The sequence below is a fragment of the Ensifer sp. ENS08 genome, from assembly GCF_014852195.1.
Taxonomy (GTDB): Bacteria; Pseudomonadota; Alphaproteobacteria; order Rhizobiales; family Rhizobiaceae; genus Ensifer; species Ensifer adhaerens.
In genome coordinates, this window is record NZ_JACVBF010000001.1 from 751,077 (window position 1) to 765,834 (window position 14,758).

The window sequence follows — 14,758 nt, forward strand, 5'->3', positions numbered from 1 at the left end:
GAAGCCAAGGACTTTCTCGATGAAGGACCGACCGCCGATGGCCGATACCAGACCCAAAGACGACAAGCCGTTGTTCGGCCGGCCGTGGATTTTCATTCGCGGCGTCCCCGCCATGAAATTCCTGCCGCCGGAAGGACCGGCCGAGATTGCCTTTGCCGGTCGCTCGAACGTCGGCAAGTCGTCGTTGATCAACGCGCTGGTCGGCCACAAGGGTCTGGCAAGAACCTCCAACACCCCCGGCCGCACGCAGGAACTCAACTACTTCGTACCGGATGGATTTTCCGGCGAGGCCGACGACCTGCCGCCGATGGCGCTCGTCGACATGCCCGGCTACGGCTATGCCCAGGCGCCGAAGGAACAGGTCGATGCCTGGACAAACCTGGTCTTCGACTACCTGCGCGGCCGCTCGACTCTGAAGCGCGTCTACGTGCTGATCGACAGCCGCCACGGCATCAAGAAGAACGACGACGAGGTGCTCGACCTGCTCGACAAGGCAGCCGTCTCCTATCAGCTCGTGCTGACCAAGACCGACAAGATCAAGGCCGCCGGCGTGCCGCGGCTGATCGCCGAGACGCTCGAAAAGATCAAGAAGCATCCCGCCGCCTTCCCGGAAGTCCTTGCGACTTCCTCGGAGAAGGGCGAAGGGCTCGACGAGCTGCGGGCGGCAATCGGCATCGCGATCGCGCGCTAAGGGGGGCTTCAGGGCGTCCGGCATCGCGCTGCAAGCACCCGCCCATGCGAAATCGATGTCTTTGATCTCTGTCACTACCCCGACATGCAATCCGCTCTATCTCTGCGTTGCGTCCAGAACGGTGGCGCGGCCAGAGATAGGAGTGAGACATGTCCGATTTGATCGTTGTCGGGTTCGATTCCCCCGAGGAGGCTGACAGGGTTCTGGTCCGGCTCGCCGGGCTGAAGAAGGAATATCTGATCGACCTCGAGGATGCGGTGGTCGTCGTGCGCGACACCGAAGGCAAGGTCCACCTCAAGCAGAGCCTCAACCTGACCGCCGTCGGCGCCACCTCGGGCCTGCTCTCCGGCTCGCTCTGGGGCGGCCTGGTCGGCCTCCTGTTCCTCAATCCGCTGGCAGGCTTTGCAATCGGCGGTGCGCTCGGCGCGGGTGCCGGCGCCCTCTCGGGCTCGCTCAGCGACTACGGTATCGACGACGAATTCATCAAGTCGCTCGGCAACACCATCCCGAACAATTCCTCCGCTCTGTTCATCCTGGTGCGCAAGGTTCAGCCGGAAAAGGTTCTCGCCGAATTCCCCGACCTGCGCGGCCGCGTGCTGAAAACGTCGCTTTCGCCCGAACAGGAGCAGAAGCTGCAGGCAGCGCTCTCCGGCACAACAGCGGCCGCACCGCCCGCCGGCGCCTAATCGTCCGGCTGGCTTATCGAGACAGCACGAAGGCGAGCGCCAGGCCATTGATGCAATGGCGCTTGCCGGTCGGTGGCGGGCCATCGTCGAAGATGTGACCGAGGTGGCCGCCGCAACGGCGGCAATGGCATTCCGTACGGGTCATGAGCAGCGAATTGTCTTCCCGTGTCGCCACGGAATTGGGGAGCGATTGCCAGAAGCTCGGCCAGCCCGTGCCACTGTCGTACTTCGCCTCGGACGAATAGAGCGGCAGTGCACAACCGGCGCATTGGAAGGTGCCCTTGCGCTTCTCGTGGTTAAGCGCGCTTGTAAAGGGACGCTCCGTGTCCTCGTGCCGAAGGATCCGGTACTGGTCGTCGGTGAGGGCTGCCCGCCATTCGGCATCAGATTTGACGACCTCGAAGGGCTCCATTCCCGCTGCCCATGCAAGCGGCGTGAGCCCGCGCAACGCGAATGCTGCGGCCAATCCCGTGCCTGCCATCAGGAAGACGCGCCGGCTGATCATGCTAACCTCCCACTTGGCCTAACGCGCGTCACGATCATTCGCGCGGTGCGCTGTAAGTTGTCGATTTGTCGGATGTCGCGATAGACGATACCGCCCGGACCCACCCGCTGCAAAACAATGCCGTTCAAAGCATCGTGACGCGGTGAAAGGCCATCGGTGATACGACCGATGGCAAGCGCCAGGCCGCCGGCAGCGGCCAGGCGCCGCCGAACTCAGCCTTTCGGCAGGAGCACCTTGTCGACCACATGGATGACGCCGTTCGACTGCTTGACGTCGGCGATTGTTACCGTCGCCGTACCGCCAGTTTCATCGGTCAGCATCAGCTTGCCGCCGCCTTCCCTGGCTTTCAGCACACAGCCGCCGACCGTTTTGACGTCATGCTCGCCGCCATCCTTCTTGATCATCTCGGCAATCGCCGCCGACATCGCGTCGGCGGCAACGACATGGCAGGTCAGGACCTTGGCGAGCTTGTCCTTGTTCTCCGGCTTCAGAAGCGTGTCGACGGTACCGGCCGGCAGTGCGTCAAAGGCGGCATTCGTCGGCGTAAACACCGTGAACGGCCCCTTGCCCTCCAGCGTCTCCACCAGCCCGGCTGCCTTGACCGCGGCGACCAGTGTGGTGTGATCCTTGGAATTAACGGCGTTCTCGACGATGTTTTTCTCCGCATACATCGGCGCGCCGCCGACCATCGGATTTTCGGCATGGGCGACGAAGGCACTTGCTGCGAGGACGGACGCTGTTGCGACCAAGCGGATGGCAGACGTGAACATCTTCTCTTCCTTCCTGTTGAGGGAGGCGGCGCATGGGCCGCCTGCCGAAGCTGCCGTTCCCTGCGGGGGAACAAGACAAGCAACGGAAGGACGAGAGAAAGAGTTTCAGGAATTTTCAAGGAAGTTAGTCGATTGATAAATAAGGATATTTATCGATATCACGCGCTCAGAGGTTTCGCGCCTTGCCGAGCGCGATGATCGGTCCGGTGGCCACGCCGGTCGGCGAACCGCCGAGCGGCTCGACGCTGACGGCAAGAACCGAGCCGGCGGAGATCCGCGAGCGGAAGGTCGACGGCACGGCGATTTCGCCCTCCCCGGTCTGCGGCAGGACACCGAGCGAGATTGCCGGATTGCTGCCGTTGATCAGCCAAAGTTCGAGGGATTTCTGTTCCGCCTGGCTGGCGGCCACCGGCGTTACCTGCAAGCGGCCCGATGCCCGGTCGAAGCGGGCGACGAGATCGATGGCGCTGCCCTTCCCCGAAAGCTCGGCAACAAGCGAGGCACCGGTCGACCGCGTCTCGAACAGGCCGGCCATGGAGGCGCCCATCACCAGCAGCGCGGCGAACGAGGCAAGCGCCAATCCTCGCCAGAGTGCCAGCGAGTGCCAGAGCCCGCGGGACCGTACAGGTTCCGACCGCAACGTATCGAAAAGCTGCCGTTCAATCGCGGAGAACGTCCTGGGTGGGGGCACCACCGGATCATAGGCGTCGTCGAAGGAGGAAAGGTTGCTCTGCCAGCGGTCGACCATGGCGGCAAAGTTGCGATCGGAAGCAAGCCGGGCCTCGACCTTGCGGCGATCGTCGGCAGACAACACGCCGAGCACATACTCGCCCGCGATCACCTCGTCGCGGCGAAAGTCCCGGCCCTCTGGGGTTGGTGTCGTCATCGCTCCATACACTCTCGCAACTTCAGGAGACTGCGCCTCAACCAAGTCCGCATAGTGTTCAGCGGCACCGCGAAGACGTCAGCCAGTTCCTGGTAGCTCAGGCCTTCGACGTAGGCGCGCCGCACCGCTTCCGCGCGGTCTTCTTCAAGCTCCTCCATGCAGGCGTCGATCCGCCTGCCTTCTGCTCTCACGACTGCCAACTTTTCCGGATCGGCAGCAGGATCAGCCAAATCGTAGGCTTCGTCAATCACATTGGCAGCCGGTTTGCGCGCCCGGATGAAGTCGATGGCCTGATTACGTGCTATTGCCGCCAGCCAGGAACCCGCAGCCGCCTGTCCTTGCGAAAACCGGCCAGCCCGCTGCCAAATCTTGACGTAGATTTCCTGCAGCGCTTCTTCCGCCTCGCCCCGATTGCCAAGAATACGCAGGCAGATGCCGAAGAGTTTCGGACTGGTCTGCCGATACAGTTCGGCGAAGGCGTCGCGATCGCCGAGCGAAACGCGGCCAAGCAGGCCGGCTATATCCTCATCGATCATAGAACGCGCCCCGAAGCCTCATCTCTCCAGAGATAGGGCGCAGTTCACTTTGAACCAGCCGTATCGTCATTCGGCCTTTATGTTGCTCTCCGATCATTCCATCCATCCGGAACTTGCGCTAAACAGCAGCCGGTATTTTTCGAGGGTCCGCCATGTCCGCCAATGAAAGTGAAATCCAGGCACGCCTGCTCACCCAGGCCCTGCCCTACATGCAGCGCTACGAGAACAAGACGATCGTCGTCAAATATGGCGGCCACGCCATGGGTAACAGCGAGCTCGGTCGCGCTTTTGCAAGCGACATCGCGCTTTTGAAGCAGTCGGGCGTCAACCCGATCGTCGTGCATGGCGGCGGCCCGCAGATCGGCGCCATGCTGACGAAGATGGGCATCGAATCGAAGTTCGAAGGCGGCCTGCGCGTCACCGACGAAAAGACGGTCGAGATCGTCGAGATGGTGCTCGCCGGCTCGATCAACAAGGAGATCGTCGCGCTCATCAACCAGACGGGTGAATGGGCGATCGGCCTTTGCGGCAAGGACGGTAACATGGTCTTCGCCGAAAAGGCACGCAAGACCGTCAAGGATCCGGATAGCAATATCGAGCGCGTCCTCGATCTCGGTTTCGTCGGCGAAGTGGTCGAAGTCGACCGCACGCTGATCGACCTGCTCGCCCGCTCGGAAATGATCCCGGTGATCGCGCCGGTCGCGCCCGGCCGTGACGGCCACACCTACAACATCAACGCCGACACCTTCGCCGGCGCCATCGCCGGTGCGCTGAACGCCACGCGCCTGCTGTTCCTGACGGACGTTCCCGGCGTGCTCGACAAGCAGGGCAACCTGATCAAGGAACTCTCAGTATCCCAGGCCCGCGCGCTGATCGCCGACGGCACGATTTCCGGCGGGATGATCCCGAAGGTCGAGACCTGCATCGACGCAATCAAGGCGGGCGTTCAGGGCGTCGTCATCCTCAACGGCAAGACGGCCCATTCGGTGCTGCTCGAAATCTTCACCGAGCGCGGCGCCGGCACGCTGATCGTGCCCTGACGCAACCCGATCGGCAATGACATGACGAGGATCCGGAAGCCGTCTCACACAGCTTCCGGATTTTTTATGCGGCCGCGCTGTCCGATGGATGGCGCCTGCGGGGCGGTAACATCGATTCCTCCTCGGCCTCCTGCGGCGCTCCCCAGAACGCCTCAAGCGACGGCCCGGCGGCGAAATGGCGGCGGCGGAAGGCGAATTCGTAGAGCTCGTGAAACCAGACCCTGCGCCCCATGCGGGTGTACCACCGCATCGAATGGCGCTGCTGCGGGTCGCGGTGCAGGAGGACGCGCGCAAGGGCCTTTGGCCGCGCCTGGATCGCGACCTCGATCAATTTCACGCTCAGAAAAAGCACGACCGGGTGAAGGTGCTTCATCTTCAGCACCTGATGCTTGTAATCCCACTTGCGCATGTCCGGCTCGATGACGGTGCGATCCCTGGCGAGGCCAAAGAACGGGGTCCACCGGTGCGGCGTGACGTAGAGCGCCTGGATCTGGTCCGGGTCGTAGGAAAGAAGTTGCCTGAAACCACGCCAAAGATCGCTCAGGCGTTCCTCCTCGAAGCCGACCACCCAGGTGGCCATTGAAAGAATGTCGTGCTGGCGCAGGAGCGCGATTGCCTGCCGGTCGCTCGTGGTCGTCCCGCCCTTTTTGATCAGCTTCAGCGTCGCGTCATCAGTGTTTTCCATTCCGAGCAGCCAACGCACGACACCGGCCTTGCGATAGAGGTGCAATATGTCGGCACCGCGCACGATATCGTCTGCCCGCGTCGAGCCGACGATCTGCACCGGCACGTTCTCGGCGATCATGGCGTTCAGGAAGGCGAGCCAGCCCTTGCGCGACGAGGTCGGGTTTTCGTCGGCGAGATTGATCAGTTCCACGCCCTCTTCACGGTGGAGGCGGGCGATCTCCTTAGCGAACGCGACCGGATCCCGGTGCCGCCATCGCGTCCAGAAACCGCGCTGGCCGCAATAGTTGCACAAATGCGGGCACCCTCTCGAAAACTGCAGCACGACAGCGCGTTTTCCGCCCCAATAACTGTAGTGCCGATGCTCGATCAACTCCCAGCCGATGCGGTAGGCATCGAGATTGGCGATCGCCTCGGTCGGACGGATGGCGAGCGCAACCCCGTCATCATCGCGATAGGCGATGCCCGGAACCTCGCTCAAGGGTTCTAAGGATGACAGGGCGCGCACGAGCCGTCGCACTGTCTCTTCGCCCTCTCCCCTGACGACGTAATCGAAGGCGCCGCTCTCGCTTAGAACCTCGCGCCAATGATAGGTCGGGAACACACCGCCATAGATCACCCGGACGGACGGTGCGGTCATTCTGACATCGCTGGCAATACGCTTGGCCGTCGGGTGGGCCGACGTCGACCCCGAATGACCGATCAGCAGAAGATCCGGGCAGTCGTCGAGCACGCGTGCGACAATCTCTTCGAAGCCCAAAGGGCCGAATTCGCAATCGATGAGCCGCACGGCGTGGCCATCATCGATGAGCGGCCCGCCAACGGCGAGCAGGCCGAGCGGCGGAAGATGATCGTCGGGAATACGGCTGCCGATGGCCGTATGCGGCGGATTGAGCAGAACAATCTTCATACGGTGCCTCGTGGGTCGCAAAGAATTGCCAGAGACACGATAAAGCTGAAGATTGCGGAAATAACAGCTCCAGGCTGCGGCCGAAAACGTACGTTTTCGCGGTGAAATCGCGCCACTTGCGCAGCGCGATTTCATCGAGCCCCGAGCTCAGCGCGGAGCGTAGACCTCGGTCGCCGCCGCCTTCAATTCTTCCATCATCACGCGGTATGGGCCCGGGCCGTAGCTGACGCGTGACACGCCGGCGCGGGCGAGCGTCTTCAGGTCGGGTGCGGCCGGGCGCATCATGATGTTGACGGGCAGGATCGAGGCGGCACAGACCTTGGCGATCAGCGCCTCGTCCACCAGCCACGGTACGAAGAAGCCGCTGGCGCCCGCTTCGGCATAGGCCTTGCCGCGGGCGATCGCCTCGTCGACGAGGCCGGCATGCCGGCTCTCGTCACCCTCCTGCAGGAAGAGATCGGTGCGGGCATTGATGAACAGGGGGATGCCGCGCCGGTCAGCCATCTCGCGGATGGCGCGGATGCGCGCCGCCTGCTTTTCGACCGGGTGCACGCCGCCCTTGCCGACCACCTGGTCCTCGAAGTTGATGCCGATGGCGCCGACGTCGAGGATGCGCGAGACATTGGCGGCACCGGTCGCCGCGTCGTCGGAGTAGGCGCCTTCGAAATCGATGCTGACGGGCAGGTCGGTGCTCGCCACGATCAGGCGTGCGATATCGGCAAGCCAGGCCAGAGGCACCTTCTCGCCGTCGCCGAAGCCGTGGGCGGCCGCCACCGACCAGCTTCCGGTCGCAAGCGCCTTGGCACCGGCCTCTGCCACGGCCTTGGCGCTGCCGGCATCCCAGATGTTGTAGAGCACCACCGGGTCACCCTTCTTATGCAGGGCGGCGAAGGCGAGCGCCTTTTCCTTCTGGTTCATTGTGTTTCCTCCACCAACAGGCTGACTGGTTTCATTTTCGCCTCGTGCCGAAGCAGCCACTGTTTCCGCCAGAGCCCGCCACCGTAACCGGTCAATGAGCCATCCGCGCCGATGCAACGGTGGCACGGAATGACGATGGCGATCCGGTTGGAACCGTTGGCCTTGGCGACCGCACGTGCGGACTGGATCGTAGCGACCTCGCGGGCAATGTCACCATAAGAACGCGTCCCGCCGGCGGGAATCTTCACGAGCTTCGCCCACACGTTGCGCTCGAAGGGCGTTCCCCCGGGCGCAAGCGGAGTTTGAAATCCGCCCGCCTCGCCGGCGAAATAGCTCTTCAACTCGCCTTCGATCTGATCGATCGGCGCCGTCCGGCCGGGGACGATGGCCGAGCGCGTCGCGCGCTTCAGCGCCTCCAGTTCCGTCGGCAGCGCCTTGCGTTCGTGGAACTCCAGCAAATGGAGGTGCGTCGCATCGGCAACCGCGACCATCGGCCCGATCGGCGTTTCGATCCAATCGGACGAGAGCAGCGCCCTCCCCTGGGCTGCCGCCGGCGCATCGCCGAGCAGGCGCTGGAAGGCTGCGCGAAACCCGCTCGGCGACTCGTAGCCGGCCTCGAGCTGGGCGTCGATCACCCGACCACCGTCGGCGAGCTGGCGGGCGGCGAGCCCCAGGCGACGATGGCGCGCGAGATCGAGGAAGGTGATGCCGAGCGCGCGCTTGAAGGCACGCCGGACGGTCGAGGGATCAAGCCTGCGGCGCACGATGTCGTCCTCGCTCCAACGGCGCTCCGGTGCTGCTTCCAGCGCCTGCAGAAGCTCCTGGACGAGCGGATCCTTGGCGCCGAACGTGGCAAGCGGCCGGCAGCGCTGGCAGGGACGGAAACCCGTCTCCAGGCAGGTGCCGATCGAGCCGACGAAGATCGTGTTTTCCCGCTTCGGCTTGCGGGCCGGGCAGGACAGGCGGCAGAAGACGCCTGTTGTCTTGACGCAGACGAAGGCCGAACCTTCGTATTCGCTGCTGCGCGCCATCAAGGCGTCGTAGAGCGTTTCATCGGAGGGAAGATCGAACAACATGCCGCGGTTCTAGCATGACCACAGCTCGGGAGACGCCGGTTTTCGGGCGTCTATTTTTCAGATCAGCACCAGCATGACGACACCGAGCACGATCAGCAGGCAACCCAATAGCTCCAGTCTGTTGATCCATTCGCGGAAGATGAAAAAGGACGAGGCGAAGGTGAAGAGCATTTCCACCTGGGCGACGACCTTGACGACGGCCGCCTGCTGCAGGGTCATCGCCATGAACCAGCCGAAGGAGGCAGACGCGCCGACGAAACCGACGACAAAGGCCGGCTTCCAGGCAGCCGCGATGCGCGGCAGCTCGTCGCGTTCGCGCAGCACGATCCAGATCAGCATGACCACGGTCTGCAAGAGGATGACGAAGCCGAGCGTGAAGCTTGCCTGCATCATGTAGTCGGGTGCCGGCAGGCTCGGCGCCAGTGCCAGCGACGCAGAACGGTAGGCGACGGCCGAAAGGCCGAAGAAGGTGCCGGACAGCAAGCCGATGCCGGCCGTGCGCGAGAATACCGAGGTCACCAGCGTGCGCGCACTCAGGGTCGTGCGCGCCACCGAAATCAGCATCACGCCGACGACCGAGATGGCGATCGCCACCAGCGTGCCCTCGCTCGCCTTTTCGCCGAGGAAAATCAGGCCGAAAAGCGCTGCCTGCGCCGGTTCCGTGCGCGAATAGGCGGTGCCGACGGCGAAGTTGCGGAAGGAGAAGAGATGGACGAGCAGGAAGGTTGCGGCGATCTGCGCCAGCCCCCCGATCACCGCCCAGAGGAAGAAAGTGCCGTTCGGCACCGGAAGCGGACGGCCCACCACCTGCCAGAGCACAACGAGATAGAGGAAGGCGAACGGCAGGCCGAAGCCGAAGCGCACGAAGGTCGCGCCCGTCGTGCCCATGACGCCTTTCAAGTGTTTCTGCATTGCGGAGCGGACGTTCTGAAGGAAGGCCGCGGCGATGGTGATGAGGACCCAGGTTTCCATCGTTTCGAGCTAGCATGCAGGCCGGCTCGTTGCCAAGGACCACCTAACGGACCGGTTGCTAATCCGCCCTTTCCCGCGCCTCTGCGAGCTCCGTGCCCTCGCTGATCGTGATCCGGGGCGCCTCGTCCTCGAAGGTCTTTACCCGCTGATCGTAGTTCGGCGCGAGCGTTCCCAGCACACGGTCCCAGAAGGAGAAATAGTTGGCGTAATTGTACCTGAAGCCCGAATGGTGCTGATCATGGAACGTCGTGCACAGCAGCGGAGACGGGTAGCGCGCGGTGGAGGCGGCAAAATACTCGAAGCCGCAATGGCCGATCATGCCGTTGAAATGTTCGAACAGCCGATGGGCGATGAGCACCAGCGGCGGAAACGGCACGACGAAAACGACGACGGCCGAAAAGCTCTGAAGCAGGAAGTTGTCGAAGACGTCCTCGGAATAGGTGCTCCAGATCGTCGGCGCGACGCTTTTATGATGCAGGGCATGCAGCGGGTAGAGCCACTTGGTGTGCAGCAGCCGGTGCATGAAATAGAACCAGGCATCGTAGAGGATCATGCTGAGCACGAAGAGCGGCAGGGCGTTCCACCAGGTGAGCGTCCAGGGCGCCGGCGCCCAGCCCTTCTGCTGGGCGTAAAGTCCGATCGTCAGCGGCAGGCAGGCGCTGAACATCGATTTGAGGCTCTGGCGGATCTCGGCGCTGCGGCGCTTGTCGGAACCGCGTCCCTTCTGGATCTTTCGCTCGGGATTGCGCTCGTTGAGCCATGTGATGCCATAGCCAAGCGCGAAATAGGTAACGACGGTGAACGTGTAAAATCCGAACAGAAAGAGCAGATAGAATACTTCGTTCGACATTGGCATCCGCATCCCCGAGCCAAAAACCGCGCGAGCCGGAAGATGCCACGCACAACCGCCAATTCAAAGCGCTAATCTATGCGACAGCATTACGCCCGGCCCCGCATCGCCATTTTCCCGTTTGCCGCCACGGTCGGTCGTGTCATAAGGCGGTCATGAAAAAGCTCGCCCGCCTGCCGACCCGCTCCGAGTTCGCCCATGTCACCGACTGGGTCTTCGACCTCGACAACACGCTCTATCCCCACCACGTCAACCTGTTTGCGCAGATCGACCGCAACATGACGGCCTATGTGGCGAAGCTTTTGTCGCTCGATCCGGCCGACGCCAAGAAGCTGCAGAAGGACTATTACCGCGACCATGGCACGACGCTCAAAGGCCTGATGGTCCATCACGGCATCGACCCGAACGAGTTCCTCGAGCAGGCCCATGCGATCGACTATTCGATCGTTCCGGCCGACCCGGCGCTCGGCGAAGCGATCAAGTCGCTTCCCGGCCGCAAGTTCATCTTCACCAATGGCAGCGTTGCCCATGCGCAGATGACGGCCCGGGCGCTCGGGATCCTCGACCATTTCGACGACATCTTCGATATCGTCGCCGCCGACTTCGTGCCGAAGCCCGCGGGCGAGACCTATGACAAGTTCATGAGCCTGCACCGGGTCGATACCCGCAATGCCGTGATGTTCGAGGACCTGCCGCGCAATCTCCTCGTGCCGAAGGCGCTGGGCATGAAGACGGTGCTGCTGGTGCCGCAGAACCTCGAATACACCTTTGCGGAATCGTGGGAAAAGTCGAACGACACCGACGAGCAGATCGACTACGTGACGGAAGACCTCACCGGCTTCCTGCGGAGCCTCCTCACAGATCTCTAGAGTGGCGCTGGCGGACGCCGCAAAGACGGCGTCCCGCCCGCTGCGACACAATTTTGCCGCCGAAAAACCCCTTTTCGGCCAATGACTTAAATTACCAAAGTTTAACTGGCGTCGGCTGCACCCGCGTCTATCCTTGCGATCAGAAACAACCGATCGAAAGGACGCATGATGCCGAACAAGACCCTGATCCTCGGCGTGGCTGCACTCTCCGTCGCCGTCACCGGAATGGCCTCCCCCTCCTTTGCTGCCCGCGAAAAGATGACGCCCGAGCAGCGCGGCCAGCGCATGATAGAGCGCCTCGACACCAACAAGGACCAGAAGGTTTCGCTCACCGAGTTCCAGGCACGGATCTCCGACAACTTCAAAACCTTCGATACCAATGGCGACGGGCAGATCAGCGCCGAAGAAATGAAGGTCAAGCGCGAGGCCTTTCGTGAGGCGCGCAAGACCTGGAAGGAAGCCAAGGCCAAGACAGGCACGGAGCGCGAGACCGCCATTGCCAAGCTGAGGGAAGCCCGCCCGGCCATGCTGCCTGGGCTGCGCCCGAAGGCCTTCAAGCGTGTCGATGCCGACGGCAACGGTTCCTTGAGCGCCAGCGAAGTTTCAAGCGCCGCGGAAGCCATGTTCAAGCGGCGCGACAAGAATGGCGACGGCGTCATAGACGCGGCCGACTTCACCAAAAAGATCTGACGGGAGCTCTTCTCTCTCCCCACCGCCCGGTGGAGAGGCTCCTGCCTAGCCCATAGCCCCTTGCTCCCCCAGCGAGGGGCTATGCGCTTTTTTTTGGACCGCTACGATCAGCGGCGGCCGTTTGCCATCGGAACGGACTTCGGGTCGACCGTTTCATAGAAGCGGGAAATGATATCCCAGGCTTCATCGGCCGTTTCGACGAACTGGACCAGATCGACGTCGTTCGGCGCGATCGTGCCGAATTCGGCAAGCGCCTCGAAATTGACGATCGAGCGCCAGAATTTTTCCCCGAAGAGAATGAGCGGAACCAGCGCAAGACGCCCGGTCTGCATCAGCGTCATCGTCTCGAAGAGCTCGTCCAGCGTACCGAAGCCGCCCGGGAAAACGGTGACGGCCTTGGCGCGCAACAGGAAGTGCATCTTGCGGATGGCGAAATAGTGGAAGTTGAACGACAGTTCGGGCGTCACGTAGCGATTGGGCGCCTGCTCGTGCGGCAGCACGATGTTGAGGCCGATCGACGGCGCGCCGACATCATCGGCGCCGCGATTGCCGGCTTCCATCACGCCCGGCCCACCGCCGGTGACGACGACATATTCCTTGTAGTGCAGCTTGGCCGAATGCTCGGAGCAGAGCCGCGCGAACTTGCGTGCTTCCTCGTAATAGACCGAGGCGGCTTCGAGGTTCTTGCGCTGCGTCTCGTTCTTCGCCGCCCAGGCGTCGCCGCCGGGCTCAGGAATGCGAGCGCCGCCGAACATGACGACGGTGGAGTTGATGCCGCGCTCTTCCAGCATCATTTCGGTCTTCAGGAGTTCGAGCTGCAGCCGGATCGGGCGCAGTTCCTCGCGGCAGAGAAAATCGTCGTCGATATAGGCGAGGCGATAGGAAGGCGAAGCCGATTGCGGCGTGACCGGAACGGTCTGTGCGCGTTGCCGGCTCTGCGAGCTGTCGGCCAGCGGATCCCAGACCCCATCTTTGCGGCGCAGAGCGCGCTTCTTCATGCGTGCCATATTCTCGTCTTTCCCGTCGCGTTCCGGACAATCGGCATCTCGTCCAGACGCGTCCTATCCTCAATCCTCGGTCATGAAGGTCGCAAGCGCATCAGCGCGCTGCGGCGGCCTTTGCGCATCCCGAACGGGTACGCGGCGCTGTAGTGCCGTGTTCGCCTCAGTTTGCCAAGCCCCGGCCACTCCAGGGACCTGAAAAGCCCTTCAACTTTTCAGGATCACGTCGTGCAGCCACCGCCGCTCAGGACGTGTCAAGGTCGCTGCAGCAGCTAGATCTGCTGCATAATTTTGTCCTTAAATCGATTCCGATTTTCGGATTTATGCAGTAGAGCTTTCGCAGGATAACCGCCGAACTTTAAGGAATTCCGATGACGAACCACGACCTCGCCTCCCTGTCGCAGACGATCGAAGCCGCCTTTGAAGACCGCGACTCCGTCAACACCGGAACGCGCGGCGCGGTGCGCGATGCCGTCGAGACGGCGCTGAACCTGCTCGACAGCGGCAAGGTCCGCGTCGCACAGCGCGGCGAAGACGGTAACTGGACGGTCAATCAGTGGCTGAAGAAGGCCGTACTGCTCTCCTTCCGCCTCAACCCGATGGAAATCGTCAAGGGCGGCCCGGGCCAGTCGGTCTGGTGGGACAAGGTGCCCTCGAAGTTCGACGGCTGGAGCGTCAACGAGTTCGAGAAGGCCGGTTTCCGCGCCGTTCCGAACTGCGTCGTGCGCCGTTCGGCCTACATCGCCCCCAACGCCATCCTGATGCCCTCCTTCGTCAATCTCGGCGCCTATGTCGGCGAAGGCACGATGGTCGATACCTGGGCAACGGTCGGCTCCTGCGCCCAGATCGGCAAGAACGTGCACCTTTCGGGCGGCGTCGGCATCGGCGGCGTGCTGGAGCCGATGCAGGCCGGCCCGACGATCATTGAAGACAACTGCTTCATCGGCGCCCGCTCGGAAGTCGTCGAAGGCTGCATCGTGCGCGAAGGCTCCGTCCTCGGCATGGGCGTCTTCATCGGCAAGTCGACCAAGATCGTCGACCGCGCCACCGGCGAAGTGACCTATGGCGAAGTGCCGCCCTACTCGGTCGTCGTCGCAGGTTCGATGCCGTCGGGCTCGACCATGGGCAACGGCCAGCCGGCGCCGAACCTCTACTGCGCCGTCATCGTCAAGCGCGTCGACGAGAAGACCCGCTCGAAGACCGGCATCAACGAACTGCTTCGGGACTGATCGCGATGACACCGGAGGGGCCGCAGCCGAGCATGACCTGGCTGTTCTTCAGCCCCTCCGGTCGCATCGGCCGCCTGCCCTTCTTTCTCTCCTGGTTGTTCTGGTTCCTGATCGGCGGCTTCATGGTCGCCCGGATGGTTGCCAACGAGGGCAATGAGACGGTGCTGGCGCTCTGGACGCTGGCATTCGTCGTCTCGAGCCTCGTCTCGCTGCCCTCCATCGCCATGCTGGCGATCAAGCGCCTGCACGATATCGGCTATCCCGGCCCGCTTTCCCTCACTCTGTTTATCCCGGTCTTGAGCCCGGTCGTCTTCATCGCCCTTTGCCTCTGGCCGGGCGATCAGGGGCCCAACGAGTTCGGCGCGCGCAGCGACGAACCCGGCCCTTGAACCCTTCGCCCCTGTACAAGAACCGCGTGAGCGCGTATGTAGCGCGCCATGACAGG

17 protein-coding genes are annotated in these 14,758 nt (G+C 62.9%); 7 read left to right on the forward strand and 10 right to left on the reverse strand.

Features of this window, described 5'->3' with window-relative positions:
• Window positions 1-37: 37 nt before the first annotated feature.
• Both yihA and IB272_RS03505 read left to right on the forward strand, forming a co-directional pair.
• Window positions 38-691 (forward strand): ribosome biogenesis GTP-binding protein YihA/YsxC, encoded by a 654-nt coding sequence (yihA, locus tag IB272_RS03500; RefSeq protein ID WP_060581902.1) that lies wholly within the window; start codon window positions 38-40, stop codon window positions 689-691.
• A 149-nt stretch (window positions 692-840) separates the two neighbouring features.
• On the forward strand, window positions 841-1,377 hold the full coding sequence (locus tag IB272_RS03505) for a DUF1269 domain-containing protein (RefSeq protein WP_034797308.1): 537 nt from the start codon (window positions 841-843) through the stop codon (window positions 1,375-1,377).
• A 13-nt stretch (window positions 1,378-1,390) separates the two neighbouring features.
• On the opposite strand, the gene msrB is transcribed toward IB272_RS03505, so the two are convergent.
• From msrB to IB272_RS03525, 4 genes are all read right to left on the reverse strand, one after another.
• A complete protein-coding gene (gene msrB, locus IB272_RS03510) occupies window positions 1,391-1,882 on the reverse strand; it encodes a peptide-methionine (R)-S-oxide reductase MsrB (RefSeq protein WP_060519818.1) in 492 nt (163 codons plus the stop codon).
• 212 nt (window positions 1,883-2,094) lie between these two features.
• Window positions 2,095-2,652 carry a fasciclin domain-containing protein gene (locus IB272_RS03515; RefSeq protein WP_060581822.1) on the reverse strand — a complete coding sequence of 186 codons (558 nt, stop codon included), beginning with the start codon at window positions 2,650-2,652 and terminating at the stop codon, window positions 2,095-2,097.
• A 166-nt stretch (window positions 2,653-2,818) separates the two neighbouring features.
• Window positions 2,819-3,538 (reverse strand): anti-sigma factor, encoded by a 720-nt coding sequence (locus IB272_RS03520; RefSeq protein WP_060607221.1) that lies wholly within the window; start codon window positions 3,536-3,538, stop codon window positions 2,819-2,821.
• Entirely contained in the window at window positions 3,535-4,074 is a 540-nt protein-coding gene (locus IB272_RS03525; protein WP_034797319.1) for a sigma-70 family RNA polymerase sigma factor, read from the reverse strand. Before IB272_RS03525 ends, IB272_RS03520 begins: the two co-directional genes overlap by 4 nt.
• Before the next feature lie 152 nt (window positions 4,075-4,226).
• Between IB272_RS03525 and argB the strand changes: the two genes are divergently transcribed.
• Window positions 4,227-5,114, forward strand: coding sequence for an acetylglutamate kinase (gene argB, locus IB272_RS03530; protein WP_034797321.1), 888 nt, complete (start codon window positions 4,227-4,229; stop codon window positions 5,112-5,114).
• A gap of 64 nt (window positions 5,115-5,178) precedes the next feature.
• Here argB and bchE read toward each other — a convergent pair whose 3' ends face one another.
• The 5 genes from bchE to IB272_RS03555 all read right to left on the reverse strand — a co-directional run bounded on the left by bchE (window position 5,179) and on the right by IB272_RS03555 (window position 10,524).
• Window positions 5,179-6,708, reverse strand: a complete 1,530-nt coding sequence (gene bchE, locus IB272_RS03535) for a magnesium-protoporphyrin IX monomethyl ester anaerobic oxidative cyclase (protein WP_060581821.1) — start codon at window positions 6,706-6,708, stop codon at window positions 5,179-5,181.
• A 147-nt stretch (window positions 6,709-6,855) separates the two neighbouring features.
• Complete coding sequence (locus IB272_RS03540) at window positions 6,856-7,626, reverse strand: isocitrate lyase/phosphoenolpyruvate mutase family protein (protein ID WP_060581820.1); 771 nt, start codon at window positions 7,624-7,626, stop codon at window positions 6,856-6,858.
• A complete protein-coding gene (locus tag IB272_RS03545; protein ID WP_192444213.1) occupies window positions 7,623-8,702 on the reverse strand; it encodes a trifunctional transcriptional activator/DNA repair protein Ada/methylated-DNA--[protein]-cysteine S-methyltransferase in 1,080 nt (359 codons plus the stop codon). The genes IB272_RS03540 and IB272_RS03545 overlap by 4 nt, the downstream gene beginning before the upstream one ends.
• Window positions 8,703-8,759: 57 nt before the next feature.
• Window positions 8,760-9,674: a DMT family transporter gene (locus IB272_RS03550; RefSeq protein WP_034797329.1), complete on the reverse strand. Its 915-nt coding sequence runs from the start codon at window positions 9,672-9,674 to the stop codon at window positions 8,760-8,762.
• A gap of 58 nt (window positions 9,675-9,732) precedes the next feature.
• On the reverse strand, window positions 9,733-10,524 hold the full coding sequence (locus IB272_RS03555; RefSeq protein WP_060581818.1) for a sterol desaturase family protein: 792 nt from the start codon (window positions 10,522-10,524) through the stop codon (window positions 9,733-9,735).
• 155 nt (window positions 10,525-10,679) lie between these two features.
• Between IB272_RS03555 and IB272_RS03560 the strand changes: the two genes are divergently transcribed.
• Both IB272_RS03560 and IB272_RS03565 read left to right on the forward strand, forming a co-directional pair.
• Window positions 10,680-11,393 carry a pyrimidine 5'-nucleotidase gene (locus IB272_RS03560; protein ID WP_060519808.1) on the forward strand — a complete coding sequence of 238 codons (714 nt, stop codon included), beginning with the start codon at window positions 10,680-10,682 and terminating at the stop codon, window positions 11,391-11,393.
• 168 nt (window positions 11,394-11,561) lie between these two features.
• Complete coding sequence (locus IB272_RS03565) at window positions 11,562-12,083, forward strand: EF-hand domain-containing protein (RefSeq protein ID WP_192444214.1); 522 nt, start codon at window positions 11,562-11,564, stop codon at window positions 12,081-12,083.
• Window positions 12,084-12,190: 107 nt separating this feature from the next.
• Here IB272_RS03565 and IB272_RS03570 read toward each other — a convergent pair whose 3' ends face one another.
• The gene (locus IB272_RS03570) at window positions 12,191-13,090 is read right to left on the reverse strand and encodes an LOG family protein (RefSeq protein WP_034797342.1); all 900 of its coding nucleotides are present in this window, start codon (window positions 13,088-13,090) and stop codon (window positions 12,191-12,193) included.
• Window positions 13,091-13,455: 365 nt separating this feature from the next.
• Here IB272_RS03570 and dapD point away from each other — a divergent pair, with 365 nt between their 5' ends.
• Both dapD and IB272_RS03580 read left to right on the forward strand, forming a co-directional pair.
• The gene (gene dapD / locus IB272_RS03575) at window positions 13,456-14,313 is read left to right on the forward strand and encodes a 2,3,4,5-tetrahydropyridine-2,6-dicarboxylate N-succinyltransferase (RefSeq protein WP_034797345.1); all 858 of its coding nucleotides are present in this window, start codon (window positions 13,456-13,458) and stop codon (window positions 14,311-14,313) included.
• 5 nt (window positions 14,314-14,318) lie between these two features.
• Complete coding sequence (locus IB272_RS03580; protein WP_034797357.1) at window positions 14,319-14,702, forward strand: DUF805 domain-containing protein; 384 nt, start codon at window positions 14,319-14,321, stop codon at window positions 14,700-14,702.
• The last annotated feature ends 56 nt before the right edge of the window (window positions 14,703-14,758 follow it).

Coding starts and splice junctions, on each gene's coding strand:
- yihA (WP_060581902.1), top strand. CDS start 38: ATGGCCGATACCAGACCCAAAGACGACAAGCCGTTGTTCGGCCGGCCG.
- IB272_RS03505 (WP_034797308.1), top strand. CDS start 841: ATGTCCGATTTGATCGTTGTCGGGTTCGATTCCCCCGAGGAGGCTGAC.
- msrB (WP_060519818.1), bottom strand. CDS start 1,882: ATGATCAGCCGGCGCGTCTTCCTGATGGCAGGCACGGGATTGGCCGCA.
- IB272_RS03515 (WP_060581822.1), bottom strand. CDS start 2,652: ATGTTCACGTCTGCCATCCGCTTGGTCGCAACAGCGTCCGTCCTCGCA.
- IB272_RS03520 (WP_060607221.1), bottom strand. CDS start 3,538: ATGACGACACCAACCCCAGAGGGCCGGGACTTTCGCCGCGACGAGGTG.
- IB272_RS03525 (WP_034797319.1), bottom strand. CDS start 4,074: ATGATCGATGAGGATATAGCCGGCCTGCTTGGCCGCGTTTCGCTCGGC.
- argB (WP_034797321.1), top strand. CDS start 4,227: ATGTCCGCCAATGAAAGTGAAATCCAGGCACGCCTGCTCACCCAGGCC.
- bchE (WP_060581821.1), bottom strand. CDS start 6,708: ATGAAGATTGTTCTGCTCAATCCGCCGCATACGGCCATCGGCAGCCGT.
- IB272_RS03540 (WP_060581820.1), bottom strand. CDS start 7,626: ATGAACCAGAAGGAAAAGGCGCTCGCCTTCGCCGCCCTGCATAAGAAG.
- IB272_RS03545 (WP_192444213.1), bottom strand. CDS start 8,702: ATGTTGTTCGATCTTCCCTCCGATGAAACGCTCTACGACGCCTTGATG.
- IB272_RS03550 (WP_034797329.1), bottom strand. CDS start 9,674: ATGGAAACCTGGGTCCTCATCACCATCGCCGCGGCCTTCCTTCAGAAC.
- IB272_RS03555 (WP_060581818.1), bottom strand. CDS start 10,524: ATGTCGAACGAAGTATTCTATCTGCTCTTTCTGTTCGGATTTTACACG.
- IB272_RS03560 (WP_060519808.1), top strand. CDS start 10,680: ATGAAAAAGCTCGCCCGCCTGCCGACCCGCTCCGAGTTCGCCCATGTC.
- IB272_RS03565 (WP_192444214.1), top strand. CDS start 11,562: ATGCCGAACAAGACCCTGATCCTCGGCGTGGCTGCACTCTCCGTCGCC.
- IB272_RS03570 (WP_034797342.1), bottom strand. CDS start 13,090: ATGGCACGCATGAAGAAGCGCGCTCTGCGCCGCAAAGATGGGGTCTGG.
- dapD (WP_034797345.1), top strand. CDS start 13,456: ATGACGAACCACGACCTCGCCTCCCTGTCGCAGACGATCGAAGCCGCC.
- IB272_RS03580 (WP_034797357.1), top strand. CDS start 14,319: ATGACACCGGAGGGGCCGCAGCCGAGCATGACCTGGCTGTTCTTCAGC.